The sequence below is a fragment of the Acidovorax sp. Root219 genome, from assembly GCF_001428665.1.
Taxonomy (GTDB): domain Bacteria; phylum Pseudomonadota; class Gammaproteobacteria; order Burkholderiales; family Burkholderiaceae_C; genus Acidovorax.
Genome location: NZ_LMIJ01000044.1, coordinates 1 through 12,772 on the forward strand (window position 1 = coordinate 1; position 12,772 = coordinate 12,772).

Below are 12,772 nucleotides of genomic sequence, written 5' to 3' on the forward strand. Positions count from 1 at the left end.
AGCGCTTTGGCAGCATCAACGCCGAGAACCTGAAGAAGGCGCATGCGCTGCTCGAATCGGGCAAGGCGCGCGGCAAGGTGGTGCTGGAAGGGTGGGCGTGATGATGGCGCAGCCACAGCCGACCCCACCCTTGGTCATGTTGGCCGTTCTGCAGGCACGGCCGAACCAGCATGACCAGCTGCGCGCCGCTCTGAAGGCGCTGGTGCCCCTCACGCGCGAGGAGCCCGGGTGTATCGATTACACCCTGTTCGAGCAGGCAGATGCACCGGGCACCTTCTACATGCGCGAGTCGTTCACCGACCAGGCGGCACTGGATGAACATATCGCCACGCCGTACTTCCAATCGTTTGCAAAGCGTTTCGATGAGCTGCTCGATCGGCCACTGCACCTGATCTATCTGAACGAGGTGGTGTGATACGGGCCGGGGCCAGTGCTGGCGCCCCCGTTGCACGCGGGCCTGAGCGCCTCAGGGCCGTGTGCCAACCTGTCTTTATAAGACGCCCTTAAGGCGCAGGCCGCAGCATGCAGTGATCTGTCTCCCGTAGCCACTGCCCGCTTGCATCACACGTTCACACCATCTCTGTCCAGGCCAGCCCATTGCGCGCTGGCCTGGGCGGGTGCGCGGCCCCTGGCTGGCCAGCGCATGCATACCCCCGACCCGATAGGCGATGTTGTCTTGGATCAAGCCCGTGCGGGTTGGTCTCTGTTGTACTGGCCCACAGGCCGCGGGACGTGCGCCGCCGTACGGACGCAGGCCCTCGCGTTGGCAGATGCTTCATTCAACGACAAGGCCCCCGCATGAACACCGATCCAACCTCTGTCCCTGGTATGCCATGAACTGGCGCAACACCAAACACCACTACGGTGCGCTGTCGATGGCGCTGCACTGGGCGATGCTGCTGCTCATCGCGGCGGTGTATGCCAGCATCGAGCTGCGCGGATTCTTCCCCAAAGGCAGCGGCTTGCGCCAGGACATGAAGACCTGGCACTTCATGCTGGGCCTGTCGGTGCTGTTGCTGGCGATGCTCAGGCTGGCGGTGGCCCTCACCAGCACCGTGCCCCGCATCCAGCCCGAGCCGGCCCGGTGGCAGCACCGGCTGGCCCGGCTGGCGCATTTCGCGCTGTACGGCTTGATGTTCGGCATGCCCTTGCTGGGCTGGCTGGCGTTGAGTGCGCAAGGCAAAAGCATCCCGTTCTTCGGCATGCAGCTGCCGCAGCTGGTGGCTGAAAACAGGTCGCTTGCCGACTGGGCCGAGGACATCCATGAGGCATTCGGCTCCGTCGGCTACGCGCTGATAGGGGTGCATGCCGCAGCGGCGCTCTTCCATCATTACCTCATCCGCGACAACACCTTGCGGCGCATGCTCCCCTGGGGCCGAACGGACGGGACGCGGCTGCCGTGAACGCCCCTGCCGCAGCGCGATCGCCATGGTGCAGGCCAGCCAGTTCCCCTCAGGAAGGACCCATGAACATCCCCCTCGCTACCAACGCACCCCTACTCGCCCGGAATGCCGTCAGGTGCGCAGGCTCACCGTTTCTTGCGAGTACGCTCGCCGGCCGCTGCCGGGCTCAGTCAACGGTGGTGACATGATTCAGGGCGGCAATTTCCCTGACGAGTCCGAGGACACGCAGCACACTGCGGCCGAGCGGGCGGCAGCGGGCTCGCGCAGCACCTGGGTCAGCGTGGGTGTCAACATCTGCCTGACGGTGGCGCAGGTGTCCATCGGCATCCTGTCCCAATCGCAGGGCCTGGTGGCAGATGGCATCCATTCGCTGTCGGATCTGGTGTCCGACTTCGTCGTGCTGCTGGCCGGCCACCACGCCAGGAAAGACGCCGACGAAGACCACCCCTACGGCCACCAGCGCTTCGAGACAGCAGCGTCGTTGGTACTGGGTGGGCTGCTGCTGGCGGTGGGCGTTGGCATGCTGTGGTCCGCATTTCGCAAGCTGGAGTCGCCCGAGACCGTGGCGCAGGTCCACATCGTCGCACTGTGGGCGGCGGGCGGTGCGCTGGTGGCCAAGGAGCTGCTGTTTCGCTACATGCTGGCGGTGGCCAAGCGGGTCAAGTCGAGCATGCTGGTGGCCAATGCATGGCATGCACGCTCGGACGCCGCCTCTTCGCTGGTGGTGGGCCTGGGCATCATCGGCAACCTGGCCGGCTACCCTATCCTGGACCCCATTGCAGCCCTTATCGTCGGCTTCATGGTGTCGCGTATGGGGTGGAGTTTTGGCTGGGACGCCTTGCACGACCTGATGGACCGATCTGCAGACGAGACCGAGGTTGCCGCCATTCGCCAGACACTGGCGCAGACGCCTGGCGTGCAGGGCGTGCACGACCTGCGGACACGCAAGATGGGCGACCTGATCGTGGTCGACGCCCACCTGGAGGTCGATGCCGCCATCAGCGTCGAAGCGGGCCACGACATCGCCGTACAGGCCCGCCTGCGTGTACTGCAGCGCCACCGCGTGCTCAACCTGATGACGCACGTGGACCCCTGGCGCCGGCCTGACATGGACCGTGCCGGCCCCGCTGCGCCGATGGGCTGAATCCGGGCGAGCCCACCCGCACCGTCACCGCGCGCCCACTGCCGCTACCTGCCATCACCCATCACCGTTTGCTGCGCCAGGCAGACGGGGGCTGGCGCAACTTCACCGAGGGCTGTTACCCTTCGCACTCTTTTTATAGGCAGGCAATCACCCATTGGGGTGGCTGACCCGCCATTCACAGGGAGTGAACACCATGGCCACCAGCAAGCCAGAGACGAAGCCGCCTGCCCGCAAGGCAGCAGCGGCGAAGTCTCTACCTTCAAAAGTGAAAGCCCCGGCCAAGACGCCTGGGAAAGCCCCATCCCCCACGAAGAAGACCGCAGCCCTGGCCAAGCCCGCACCTGCGGCAACCAGGAGCGTGGCAGCTCCGGCCAGGAAGCCCGCTGCCGTGGCCAAGAAAGCCGCAGCGCCCGCCAAAAAAACTGCGCCCGCCAAGAAGCCGCCCTCCGCCACACCGGCCAAGCCCGCCGCCAAACCCGGGCTTCTGTCGGGCGACAACCCGCAGATCGCCAAGGCCGACGGCGATGCGCCCGTGCAGGCCTATATCGCCGCAATCCCCGATGACTGGCGGCGCACCCTGTGCGCCCGGCTCGACGCGCTGGTCGAGTCCAACGTGCCCCAGGTGACCAAGGCCGTGCGCTGGAACTCGCCGTTCTACGGCATCGCGGGGCAGGGCTGGTTCCTGGGCTACCACGTGTTCGCCAAGTTCATCAAGGTGAGCTTCTTCAAGGGCGCATCGCTGAACCCCGCCCCGGCCGGCGGCACGGGCGAGGATGCGCGCTGGGTCAACCTCCATGAGGGTGGGCTGGACGAGGCGCAGATGGTGACGTGGATACGGCAGGCGGCTGCGCTGCCGGGGTGGGGCAAGAACTGAGGGCGGTGCAGCCTGGGAGACGCTGTGGCGCGAAAGGTCCAGCGTCGGTGCGCTGTGGCGCGCATTGCACGGCTTGTCGCCGGAGCCCGCCCGAGGGTCAGCGAGCGTCTTGCCCTCGTAGTACGCCCCCTCACTCTCCGGCCGTAAACCGGTCGAAGTGCAGCAACGCCGCCACCACCAGCAGCGCCCCCATCACGCCCGCCAGCGGGTGCAGCAAAAAGGCCACCACCGGCACCAGCAGCATCAGCTGCCGCAGGCCCCAGCTGTAGAGCAGGCCGGCCTTGCGCACATAGGCGCTGCCGGCGGCGGCCCAGCGCTGGCGCTGGGGAGCGCCCACGGGCATGCCGCCGATGAAGCCCGCATGGTTGTAATAGCGCACGGCCATCACCGATGCGACGAGCGACGCGAACAACAAGCACAGCAGTACCAATTCCATGGCCAGCCGGGGCGTGACATGGGGCCAGTCCGCAGTGGCGGCGGCGGCCTCGCCCAGTGTGGCGTGCAGCGTGGGGGCGGTGAGCGACAACGCGCCCATGAGGCCCAGCACCGCGGTGGACGCTGTCATGGTGGCTGACATCAGCGAGTTGCGCAGCGTCTGCACGGCCAGGATTTCGGAGCCCGGCTGCGCCGATATGGCGGCAAACCAGTCTTCGCGCAACGAGGCGTGGGCCGTGCGTGCCAGCCGCCCGGGGGCCAGCCGCTGCGCAATGGCCAGCCAGCCTTCGTATGCGGCAATGATGCCCAGGGTGGCGATGGCGGCAAGCCAGGGGCTGGTGGTCATGGCGTTCACGTCCGCTCAAGCCGCCTGGGGTGCGCTGCGCGCCCGCCTGCGCCCCTCCAGCCATTCAAAGGCGCCCATGCCTGCCAGCATGGCCAGCACGAATACCACGGCCTTGGGCTCGCCTGCCCCCAGCGACACGATGGCCGGCCCGGGGCAAAAGCCCGCGATGCCCCAGCCGGCACCGAACAGCAGGCTGCCCAGCACCAGGCGCCGGTCGATGTGGCGCGCGGTGGGCAACTGCATGGCGCCGCCCAGCACGCTGGTGGTGCGTTTGCGGGCCACGGCGAAGGCGAACACGCCCACCAGGATGGCGCTACCCATCACAAAGGCGAGCGAGGGGTCCCACAGGCCGGCCAGGTCAAGAAAGCCGAGCACCTTGCTGGGGTCGGTCATGCCCGAGATGATGAGGCCCAGGCCAAAGACCAGGCCGATGCCGAATTCGGAAATGCGTTGGAGCTTCATGGATCGATCCTTCTGTGATCAGGCCAGCACGTGGCGGATGAGGTAGACGGTGGCAAAGCCCGCGCCCATGAAGGCCAGCGTGGCCACCAGCGAGCGCGGCGACAGGCGCGAGAGCCCGCACACCCCGTGGCCGCTGGTGCAGCCCGAGCCATAGCGCGTGCCCACGCCCACCAGCAGGCCTGCAAGCACCACCATGCCCCAGCCGGCGTCGATGCGCACCTCGCTGGCGCCCACCGCCAGGCGGTAGAGCAGGGGGGCGGCCAGCATGCCCAGCACGAAGGCGACGCGCCACGCAACATCCTGGCTGCGTGGGTGCAGCAGTCCGCCCAGGATGCCGCTGATGCCCAGGATGCGGCCATGCAACAGCACGAAGGCGGCAGCCGCCAGGCCCAGGATGAGGCCGCCTGCGAGCGCGGCCCAGGGGGTGAAGTGGTTCCAGTCAATCTGCATGGGGTGCCTCCGTGGGTGCACAGAATTGTTCGAACAGGGTCTGCATGACGGCCAGCGCCTGGGGGCTGGCGATCTGGTAGTAGATGTGCTTGCCGTCGCGGCGGGTGGTGACCAGCCCTTCGTCGCGCAGCACACCCAGTTGCTGCGACAGGGTGGGCTGGGTGATGCCCACCAACGCCTCCAGCTCGCCCACGCGCTTTTCTCCCTCGGTGAGCTGGCACAGCAGCAGCAGCCGGTCGGGGTTGGACAGCGCCTTCATCAGCCGGCAAGCGCTGTCGGCCGAGCGGCGCAGGCTTTCCAGGTCCATGGGGGTAGTAGTGGCTTCGGCCTGCATGGGTGCTCCATAGGTTGCGGGTTGCGGTGAGGCGGATCAATGTCCTGGTCGATAGTTTATTGACAAACAAAATATTTGTCAATAAACTATAAATATCTTAATTGATTGCGCAAGGACACCTCCCATGCAACCGCAAGACACCGCACAACCCCAGGTTCAAGCCTTCTTCGACCCCGCCACCTGGACGGTGACCTACGTGGTCTTCGACCACCCGGGCGGGCATTGCGCCATCGTCGACCCGGTGCTCGACTACGACCCAAAGGCCGGCCGCACGCGCACCGCATCGGCCGGCAAGGTGGTCGACTTCGTGCGCGCGCAGCGTCTCTCGGTGCAGTGGATTCTGGAAACCCATGCCCATGCGGACCACCTCACGGCCGCGCACCACCTGCGCGACGTGCTGGGCGGGCAGATCGCCATTGGCGCCGCCATCACCCAGGTGCAGCAGGTGTTCAAGGGCATCTTCCACCTGGAGCCGGGCTTTCATGCCGACGGTGCGCAGTTCGACCACCTGTTCGCCGATGGCGAGGCGTTTCGCATCGGCAACCTGCAGGCGCAGGCCCTGGCGGTGCCGGGCCACACCCCGGCCTGCATGGCCTACCAGGTGGGCGACGCCGTGTTCGTGGGCGACACCCTGTTCATGCCCGACGTGGGCACGGCGCGCTGCGACTTTCCGGGCGGCAATGCGCACACGCTGTACCAGTCCATCCGCCGGCTGCTGGCCTTGCCGCCCGACACGCGCCTGTTCATGTGCCACGACTACCCGCCCGCCGGCCGCGAGCCCGCCTGGCAGACCACGGTGGCCGCGCAGCGCGCGCACAACATCCACGTGCACGATGGCGTGGGCGAGGATGAATTTGCCGCCATGCGCACCCAGCGCGACGCCACGCTGGAGATGCCGGTGCTGATCCTGCCTTCGGTGCAGGTCAACATCCGCGCTGGCGACCTGCCGCCCAAGGATGACAACGGCGTGGCCTACCTGCGCATACCGCTCAATGCGCTGTGACCGGCTGGGAGTGATCCGCTTTACCAGGCCTTCCCGGAAAAGCCCGACCACAGCTCGTTGAGGTCCGGAAATTTCCATTGGTCCGGGTCTTCGCGCGCCACGATCTTCTCCGTGCAGCTGGGGGCTGCCAGGTCCACCACCTCGGGCGGAATGCGCAGGTCCGATTTGGTCGAGAAGAACACCTTCACCTTGGGCGAGGTCAGCGACTGTTGGCCCTGCTCGGTCACCACGCCGATGCGCCCGGAGGTCAGCCGCACCAGCGAGCCCACGGGGTAGATGCCGATGCTCTTCACAAACGCCTGGAAGAGGCGCGGGTCGAAGTGCCCTTTGGTCCACTCGGCCATGCGGCGCAGCGATTCGGCCGGATCCCAGCCGCGCTTGTAGGGGCGGTCGGAGGTGATGGCATCGTACACATCGCAGACGGCCGTCATGCGCGCGATCAGGGTGATCTGCTCGCCCTTGAGCTTGTCGGGGTAGCCGGAGCCATCCATCTTTTCATGGTGGTGGCGGCAGGCATCGAGCACCGCAGCCTCCACACTGCCGCCCTCCTGCAGCATGAGATAGCCCTGCACGGGGTGGCTCTGCACCACGGCAAACTCCGCATCCGTCAGCTTGCCCGGCTTGTTGAGCACTGCCAGCGGAATGGCCGCCTTGCCCAGGTCATGCAGCAGCCCCGCCATGCCGGCCACGCGCGTGTGCTCTTCATTCAGGTTGATCTGCTTGGCCAGCGCCACCATCAGCGCACACACCGCCACCGAATGCATGTAGGTGTAGTCGTCTGCCGTCTTCAGGCGGGCCAGGCTGATCAGCGCGCCCGGGTTGCGGGTGACCGAGTCCGAGATCTCTTCGACCAGGCTGCGGGCGTTCTCCGAATTGACCGCCTTGCCCATGCGCGCCTCGCTGAACATCGAGACCATGGCCTGCCTGGCTTCTCCGCAGATCGATGCGGCCGCCTGCAACTCGCTGTGCATGCTGGCGGCAGCCCGGCCACTTGCGCGCCGGGGTGCCGGGGGCGGTGAAGGTGGAGACGGCGGGTCGACCTGCAGGGGCGGCAGCTTGTCGAGCATGCCGAAATCGGTCTCCACCTGAAAATCCGCCTCCTCGCGGGAGACTGAGCGCACACCGGCCGCCACGTCCAACCCCTTGGACGTGTCGATCCAGACCTCTTCGATGGACGCGGCCTTGATGCGCGCCAGGTCCTTGGGCTCCTTCAAGACGAACTTGGCCCGCCAGAACGGGTGGTCCATCCAGGAGCCGCAGAAATCGTGCACATACATACCCAAGGTAAGGTGCTGGATGCTGATGCGCTTGAGCATGGGGGAGTGTCCTGTGGCGGCCAAGTGCCTGGTCCATTCTTGTCCATCGTCGGGCTGGTAACAAGCGGGTGATTGCCACTGTGGCAAAAACTCCCTTGCGGTGGTTTCGGGCAGCAGGTTCGCAGGGCAGGGCCCTCAGCCCGCCGCTTCGACCAGCGCGCGCCCCGCAGCGCGCAGCACCTTGCCCGCGCTGTCGCCCAGCAGCAACGAGCCACTGCTGAAGGCCCCGTCGATCAGCAGCGAGAGCTGTGATGCCGTCACCTCGGGCTTTTTCAGCCCCATGCGCTTGCACAGCGCGGCCAGGCGCCTCTTCTGCTCCAGCCGGTGCGCGGCCGATATGGCGCGGGCCGGGTGTGTCGGGTCGGCAAACTCCGCTGCCACGTTGAGCTGCGGGCAGCCGCGGTAGCCGGGGCGCGCCACGCGCTCGCCCACCCAGGCGAGCAGGGCATCGAGCTCGGCGGCGGCATCGGGGGCCGCACCGAGGGCATGCGGCGCGGCGGCCTCGTCCCACTGCTGCCAGAACTCCCGGTCCTCGCGCTCCAGAAAGGCGGCGACCAGGTCGTCCTTGGTGCGGTAGTAGCGGTACAGGCTGGTCTTGGCGATCTGCGCGCGTTCGATGACCAGGTCGATCCCCACGGCGCGCACGCCCTCGGCATAGAACAACTGGCAGGCCGTGTCGAGGATGCGCTGCTGCACGTCGCCCACAGGCGCTGATGACGCTGCGGCTGCGGTGGTCTTGCGGGCGGCGGTAGGGCTCATGGCGGCATTGTCCCATATTCCGTGTTGACGCGATACAGACCTGTATGTAGCATAGCGTCACCTTCAAAAAAACGTACAGGTCTGTATTGTGATCGAAAACACCTCCACCGCTTCCTCTTCGTCTTCTTCCGCTGCATCCCGCCCGGTGCTGGTCTACGGCGCCGCCGGGCACACTGGCCGCTTCGTGGTGCAGGCCCTGCGCGAACAGGGCCACGCCGTGCTGCTCGCCGGGCGCGACCTGGGCAAGCTGCAGGCCGCCTTCCCCGATGCACCAGCAGACCAGTTGCGCGTGCAGGGGCTCGACGGGGATGCCGCAGCCCTCACGGCTCTGCTGGCCGAAAGTGCGCTGGTCGTGAACTGCGCCGGCCCCTTTGCCGACAGCGCGCCTCAGCTGCTGCAGGCCGCACTGCAGGCAGGTGTGCACTATGTGGACGTGTCGGCCGAGCAGCCCACGGCGCGCGAGGTCTTCGGGCAGTGGAGCGAGCGCTTCACCGCCGCCGGCCTGTGCGCCGCGCCGGCCGTGGCCTTCTACGGGGCCGTGGGCGACCTGCTGGCCACCAGCGTCCTCGGCGACTGGCCCGGGGCGGATGCCATCGAGCTGCATATCGCCCTGGACAGCTGGCACCCCACCGAGGGCACGCGCAAGACCGGTGTGCGCAACGCCGGCCGCCACGTGGTGTATGCCAACGGCCAGTTCCAGGCGCCGCCCACCGTGTCCCCACGCAAGACCTGGGCGTTTGCCGCGCCGTTTGGCGAGCAGGCCGTGGTGGGCTTTTCCAGCGCCGATGCCGTGACCATTGCCCACCACATCCGCGTGCCCGACGTGCCCGCGTGGATGAACGAGACCCCGCTCACCGAGCTGCGCGCTGCCGATACGCCCGCGCCCGTGGCAGTGGATGCCTCAGGCAGATCGGCCCAGCGCTTCCTGGTCGAGGTGGTGGTGCGCCGGGGCGGCGAAGAGCGCCGCGCCAGCGCCAGCGGGCAGGACATCTACGCCATCACCGGCCCCCTGGCCGCGCAGGCGGTGGGGCGCATTCTGGCAGCGCGCGGAGGGCTCACCGGGGCCATGTCGGCGGGGCAACTGGGCGATGCGCGCTCGTTTTTGCAGGCGCTGGCGCCCAGGTACCTGCAGCTCGATTTTGGTGGGTGATGGCGCAGGGGCCATGCCCCTGCGGCTTGTCATGGAAACTGGATTGGGTTTTTGCCAGCCCCCATGCGATCATCCAAGGCAATGACCCATCCACCAACCAAGGGAGTTGCAGTGTGAGCGAGATGGCCAAGGCTGAAGAACCCAACGCTTCGCTGCTGCTGCAGCAAGAGCAACAACAGGCCATGACCGGCCTGGACGGTGTCGAGCGCGTCGTGGCCGAGCCACTGCGCTTCAAGGCCAAGCTGGCCATCGGCGAGAACGCCTATGCCTCGTTGCGCATGGTGAACCGGGGCCGCGAGCTCTGGGACGTGCTGGGCGCAGCCGGCGCCGGAGCGGCTGTCGCCAAGTCCGGCCTGGTGGCGTCGGCGTTCTTTGCGCCCTCGGGCCTGATGGGGGCGCTGGGCGTGGGCGCAGCTGCCACGCCCGTGGGCTGGGTGGCCTTTGCTGCGCTGGCCTCGGGTGGTGCCTGCTATGGCATGTACCGCTGGCTGGGCCACTCCAAGGGCAGCCGGGTCATCGAGATTCCCCGCTGCCTCAACACGCCACTGGACACGCTGGGGCTGGCGCTGTTCGACCTGATCGCGCCGCTGTCGCTGCGGCTGGCGGCAGGGGCCGATGGCGTGGTGCCACCGCCGCGTCACGCCTTCCTGGCCGCGCACTTGGTGGACGAGTGGGGGCTGGATGATCGTTTTGTCGCACAGGCCATGGCCGCCATCGAGCCCGGCCTGGCCGATGCCCCGCCCCAAGAGCTGGCGCGCGAACTGGCCGCCTTTCTGCATGCCAACCCGGACTGCAACCACCAGGTCATTGCGGCCGAGATGGGGAGCTTTCTGGCGCAGATGCTACAGGCCGGCGGGGCAGCGCTGGCCGAGCCCGAGCAGCAATTGCTGGCCCAGGTGCAGCAGACCCTGCAGACCCCGCCGCCCGGCGAAGTGGTCAAGGTCTGGACCCGCGCCCGGGCGCATGCGGGCCACTATGGCGGCCAGGTGGCCGGTGCGGCCGGCAAGGCGGCCACATGGACCAAGGAACAGCTGCCCACCGTGCAGCAGATGGAGGAACTCAGAATGCGTGGAACCGAACTGCCCGGACAGATTGCGGGCGCCGTGGGCAAGGCCGCCAGTTGGACCCGGGACCAGATGCCCAGTGCTGAGCAGGTGGACGAATTGAAGAAGCGCGGCGGTGAGCTGACAGGCCAGGCGGCCGAAACCCTGCGCAGCGCCACCCGCGCAGCGCAGGACGCGTTGCCCACAGCCGAACAAGTCCAGCAAGGGGCGCAGCGCACGGGTGAACTGGCCCGCAAAGGGCTCGATAGGCTCCGGGCGAAGCTCGGTCGTTGAACCGGGCTGGGCGCGGGGGCAGGCGCATCGATCTGTCTATGATGCTGCGCGTATGAAGAAGCCCCTGCTCGCCGCTGCGCTGTTCCTGCCCCTTGTGCTGTCTGGCTGTGACGACGCGCACAGTGCCCGCGTCGAGGAAACCCGGGGCCGCATGGTCGGCACTTGGCTGCGCGAGGCCGAGTTTGAGGGGTCCAAGATGCGTATGGTCGTTGCCCTGGGCCAAGACGGAAAATTCAGCGAACACGCGAAGGTCGTGGCGCCGGATGGCACCACGCAAAGCGAGCATTACAGCGGCGAATGGACTTATGACGGCACCAATTTCAAGCGCCGCTATCTTCAACAAGCCGGCCGCCAGTTCTCAGGCGGTGGCATCCGCTACGCCACCTACCAGCTCACGTCGCTGACCCGCACGGATTTCACGGGCAGAGACAACCGCGAGGGCCGCGAGATTACCTACCGCCGGGTCACTGAAGGCACGGAGCCTTGATGAGCACCGGGCTGTGAAGCCGCCGTAGCGGCTATCACTCCTGCGCCCCCAACCGCAGGCCCAGGGGGCACCGCCATCGTCGCGCCCAGCAGCAGGAACTGCGCTACCACAGAGCCTTACTGCGGAACACGGTGTTGGCGGATGGCCATGGGCTCGACGACCCAGGGCAGTCATCCGGCGCCGCTATAGTGCCAAGGCAGGGCCGCGCCTGGAGAGGGGCACTGCTCTTGCAACCAGAAACCGCTGGACAAAAGCACCGCAAATGAAAAGAAGGAACACCCCGATGCCCGGACCCCACCTCGACGCCCCGCTGTTCATCAAGGACATCTACGAGACCCAGGTCGACACCGCCAAGACCCCGTTCTTCTACAACGACGGCGGCATGCCGGTCTACCTGGCCGATCCGCCCGCCGATGTCACGCCGCTCACACCCGCCGCCACCGACCCGGCCCTGGCAGTGGGCCACGAGTACCTGGTGGCCGACGTGCTGGGCGTAAAGCCCACGCCGCCCTGGGGCGTGGAAACGCAGCTGGGGTTTGCGGCCGAGCAGGTGGAGTTTGCGCCGCTGTGGGCCACGCGCAGCATGGCGGCGGCGTTTGGCATGACGCTGGTGGAGCCGGGGCAGGCCGTGCAGATCGAGAGCCCGGTCACCGCGCTGCAGCAGGTCGAATACGAATACGGCGTCTTCGCCGGCCACTGGTCACCGTACCAGGGTACCGGCAATGCCCTGCTCAGCGTGGTCTGTACCGACCTGGAGCACCATGATTTTCCGCATGTGTTCGCCTCCACCGACCCCACCCAGCCACTGGTGATCTCGGTGGGCCGCTACTGGCCGGCGCTGGGCAAGATACGCCTGGCCGACCTGTGGGTGCCGCGCGGCAGCGCGCTCTACGTGCCGCCCAAGCCGGCCAGCAGCGACCCGGCGGCGGTGATCGACCTGCACAACAACCGCAACTCGGCCCGCGCCTGCTGGGGCGACATTCATCAGAACAGCATTACCACGCACACGCTGCTGCAGACGGAGGGCGGGTTTTTCTACTGGTACTGGAATGGGATTGCGACCGTGCACAGCCGCCCGGTGGCGGTAAGCTGAGCAATTGGTGTGAAGAATCGACAGGGAGCAATGACCATGGACTTGTCCGACCTGAGCATCGGAGTGGGCACCGCCATGCCGGGCGGCTATGTCAAGCCTGCGGACTTCATTGATGCCGTGGACCAGCGGCTGTATGCGGCCAAGAAGAATGGGCGCAACCGGATTGAAGTGGTGTGAGC

16 protein-coding genes are annotated in these 12,772 nt (G+C 67.2%); 10 read left to right on the forward strand and 6 right to left on the reverse strand.

Translation table 11 applies throughout. The features are described from left to right. Positions 1–136: 136 nt before the first annotated feature. The 4 genes from ASE28_RS27795 (at position 137) to ASE28_RS33650 (ending at position 3,421) form a co-directional block, all read left to right on the forward strand. Entirely contained in the window at positions 137–415 is a 279-nt protein-coding gene (locus tag ASE28_RS27795) for a putative quinol monooxygenase (RefSeq protein ID WP_057269425.1), read from the forward strand. A gap of 418 nt (positions 416–833) precedes the next feature. Then, positions 834–1,403: a cytochrome b gene (locus ASE28_RS27800; RefSeq protein ID WP_057269356.1), complete on the forward strand. Its 570-nt coding sequence runs from the start codon at positions 834–836 to the stop codon at positions 1,401–1,403. Between the two features lie 184 nt (positions 1,404–1,587). Then, a complete protein-coding gene (locus ASE28_RS27805; RefSeq protein WP_057269357.1) occupies positions 1,588–2,547 on the forward strand; it encodes a cation diffusion facilitator family transporter in 960 nt (319 codons plus the stop codon). A gap of 193 nt (positions 2,548–2,740) precedes the next feature. Continuing rightward, positions 2,741–3,421: a DUF1801 domain-containing protein gene (locus tag ASE28_RS33650; RefSeq protein ID WP_082608297.1), complete on the forward strand. Its 681-nt coding sequence runs from the start codon at positions 2,741–2,743 to the stop codon at positions 3,419–3,421. A 130-nt stretch (positions 3,422–3,551) separates the two neighbouring features. Here the strand turns inward: ASE28_RS33650 and ASE28_RS27815 are convergent, their stop codons facing one another. From ASE28_RS27815 to ASE28_RS27830, 4 genes are read right to left on the reverse strand one after another with little or no spacing between them, the layout of a single operon-like run. Beyond that, positions 3,552–4,202 carry a DUF599 domain-containing protein gene (locus ASE28_RS27815; RefSeq protein WP_057269359.1) on the reverse strand — a complete coding sequence of 217 codons (651 nt, stop codon included), beginning with the start codon at positions 4,200–4,202 and terminating at the stop codon, positions 3,552–3,554. 15 nt (positions 4,203–4,217) lie between these two features. Beyond that, a complete protein-coding gene (locus ASE28_RS27820; protein WP_057204547.1) occupies positions 4,218–4,664 on the reverse strand; it encodes a DUF6691 family protein in 447 nt (148 codons plus the stop codon). An 18-nt stretch (positions 4,665–4,682) separates the two neighbouring features. After that, complete coding sequence (locus ASE28_RS27825; RefSeq protein ID WP_057204548.1) at positions 4,683–5,114, reverse strand: YeeE/YedE family protein; 432 nt, start codon at positions 5,112–5,114, stop codon at positions 4,683–4,685. Beyond that, positions 5,104–5,448 carry a helix-turn-helix transcriptional regulator gene (locus ASE28_RS27830; protein ID WP_057269360.1) on the reverse strand — a complete coding sequence of 115 codons (345 nt, stop codon included), beginning with the start codon at positions 5,446–5,448 and terminating at the stop codon, positions 5,104–5,106. Before ASE28_RS27830 ends, ASE28_RS27825 begins: the two co-directional genes overlap by 11 nt. Positions 5,449–5,572: 124 nt before the next feature. Between ASE28_RS27830 and ASE28_RS27835 the strand changes: the two genes are divergently transcribed. Next, on the forward strand, positions 5,573–6,451 hold the full coding sequence (locus ASE28_RS27835) for an MBL fold metallo-hydrolase (protein ID WP_057269361.1): 879 nt from the start codon (positions 5,573–5,575) through the stop codon (positions 6,449–6,451). 20 nt (positions 6,452–6,471) lie between these two features. Here ASE28_RS27835 and ASE28_RS27840 read toward each other — a convergent pair whose 3' ends face one another. Both ASE28_RS27840 and ASE28_RS27845 read right to left on the reverse strand, forming a co-directional pair. Further along, positions 6,472–7,767: an HD-GYP domain-containing protein gene (locus ASE28_RS27840; protein ID WP_057269362.1), complete on the reverse strand. Its 1,296-nt coding sequence runs from the start codon at positions 7,765–7,767 to the stop codon at positions 6,472–6,474. Between the two features lie 135 nt (positions 7,768–7,902). Next, positions 7,903–8,526 (reverse strand): TetR/AcrR family transcriptional regulator, encoded by a 624-nt coding sequence (locus ASE28_RS27845; RefSeq protein WP_057269363.1) that lies wholly within the window; start codon positions 8,524–8,526, stop codon positions 7,903–7,905. Between the two features lie 88 nt (positions 8,527–8,614). Between ASE28_RS27845 and ASE28_RS27850 the strand changes: the two genes are divergently transcribed. From ASE28_RS27850 to ASE28_RS32385, 5 genes are all read left to right on the forward strand, one after another. Beyond that, a complete protein-coding gene (locus tag ASE28_RS27850; protein ID WP_235516237.1) occupies positions 8,615–9,676 on the forward strand; it encodes a saccharopine dehydrogenase NADP-binding domain-containing protein in 1,062 nt (353 codons plus the stop codon). A gap of 122 nt (positions 9,677–9,798) precedes the next feature. Further along, positions 9,799–11,013, forward strand: coding sequence for a hypothetical protein (locus ASE28_RS27855; protein WP_082608292.1), 1,215 nt, complete (start codon positions 9,799–9,801; stop codon positions 11,011–11,013). 52 nt (positions 11,014–11,065) lie between these two features. After that, positions 11,066–11,500, forward strand: a complete 435-nt coding sequence (locus tag ASE28_RS27860) for a hypothetical protein (protein WP_057269364.1) — start codon at positions 11,066–11,068, stop codon at positions 11,498–11,500. Positions 11,501–11,783: 283 nt separating this feature from the next. After that, the gene (locus tag ASE28_RS27865; RefSeq protein ID WP_057204577.1) at positions 11,784–12,593 is read left to right on the forward strand and encodes a hypothetical protein; all 810 of its coding nucleotides are present in this window, start codon (positions 11,784–11,786) and stop codon (positions 12,591–12,593) included. A gap of 36 nt (positions 12,594–12,629) precedes the next feature. Further along, positions 12,630–12,770 carry a GGDEF domain-containing protein gene (locus tag ASE28_RS32385; protein ID WP_235514753.1) on the forward strand — a complete coding sequence of 47 codons (141 nt, stop codon included), beginning with the start codon at positions 12,630–12,632 and terminating at the stop codon, positions 12,768–12,770. Positions 12,771–12,772: the final 2 nt, after the last annotated feature.

Bases quoted from the DNA above. Each gene is read 5' to 3' on its own strand.
- ASE28_RS27795 (WP_057269425.1), top strand. From the start codon at position 137: ATGTTGGCCGTTCTGCAGGCACGGCCGAACCAGCATGACCAGCTGCGC.
- ASE28_RS27800 (WP_057269356.1), top strand. From the start codon at position 834: ATGAACTGGCGCAACACCAAACACCACTACGGTGCGCTGTCGATGGCG.
- ASE28_RS27805 (WP_057269357.1), top strand. From the start codon at position 1,588: ATGATTCAGGGCGGCAATTTCCCTGACGAGTCCGAGGACACGCAGCAC.
- ASE28_RS33650 (WP_082608297.1), top strand. From the start codon at position 2,741: ATGGCCACCAGCAAGCCAGAGACGAAGCCGCCTGCCCGCAAGGCAGCA.
- ASE28_RS27815 (WP_057269359.1), bottom strand. From the start codon at position 4,202: ATGACCACCAGCCCCTGGCTTGCCGCCATCGCCACCCTGGGCATCATT.
- ASE28_RS27820 (WP_057204547.1), bottom strand. From the start codon at position 4,664: ATGAAGCTCCAACGCATTTCCGAATTCGGCATCGGCCTGGTCTTTGGC.
- ASE28_RS27825 (WP_057204548.1), bottom strand. From the start codon at position 5,114: ATGCAGATTGACTGGAACCACTTCACCCCCTGGGCCGCGCTCGCAGGC.
- ASE28_RS27830 (WP_057269360.1), bottom strand. From the start codon at position 5,448: ATGCAGGCCGAAGCCACTACTACCCCCATGGACCTGGAAAGCCTGCGC.
- ASE28_RS27835 (WP_057269361.1), top strand. From the start codon at position 5,573: ATGCAACCGCAAGACACCGCACAACCCCAGGTTCAAGCCTTCTTCGAC.
- ASE28_RS27840 (WP_057269362.1), bottom strand. From the start codon at position 7,767: ATGCTCAAGCGCATCAGCATCCAGCACCTTACCTTGGGTATGTATGTG.
- ASE28_RS27845 (WP_057269363.1), bottom strand. From the start codon at position 8,526: ATGAGCCCTACCGCCGCCCGCAAGACCACCGCAGCCGCAGCGTCATCA.
- ASE28_RS27855 (WP_082608292.1), top strand. From the start codon at position 9,799: ATGGCCAAGGCTGAAGAACCCAACGCTTCGCTGCTGCTGCAGCAAGAG.
- ASE28_RS27860 (WP_057269364.1), top strand. From the start codon at position 11,066: ATGAAGAAGCCCCTGCTCGCCGCTGCGCTGTTCCTGCCCCTTGTGCTG.
- ASE28_RS27865 (WP_057204577.1), top strand. From the start codon at position 11,784: ATGCCCGGACCCCACCTCGACGCCCCGCTGTTCATCAAGGACATCTAC.
- ASE28_RS32385 (WP_235514753.1), top strand. From the start codon at position 12,630: ATGGACTTGTCCGACCTGAGCATCGGAGTGGGCACCGCCATGCCGGGC.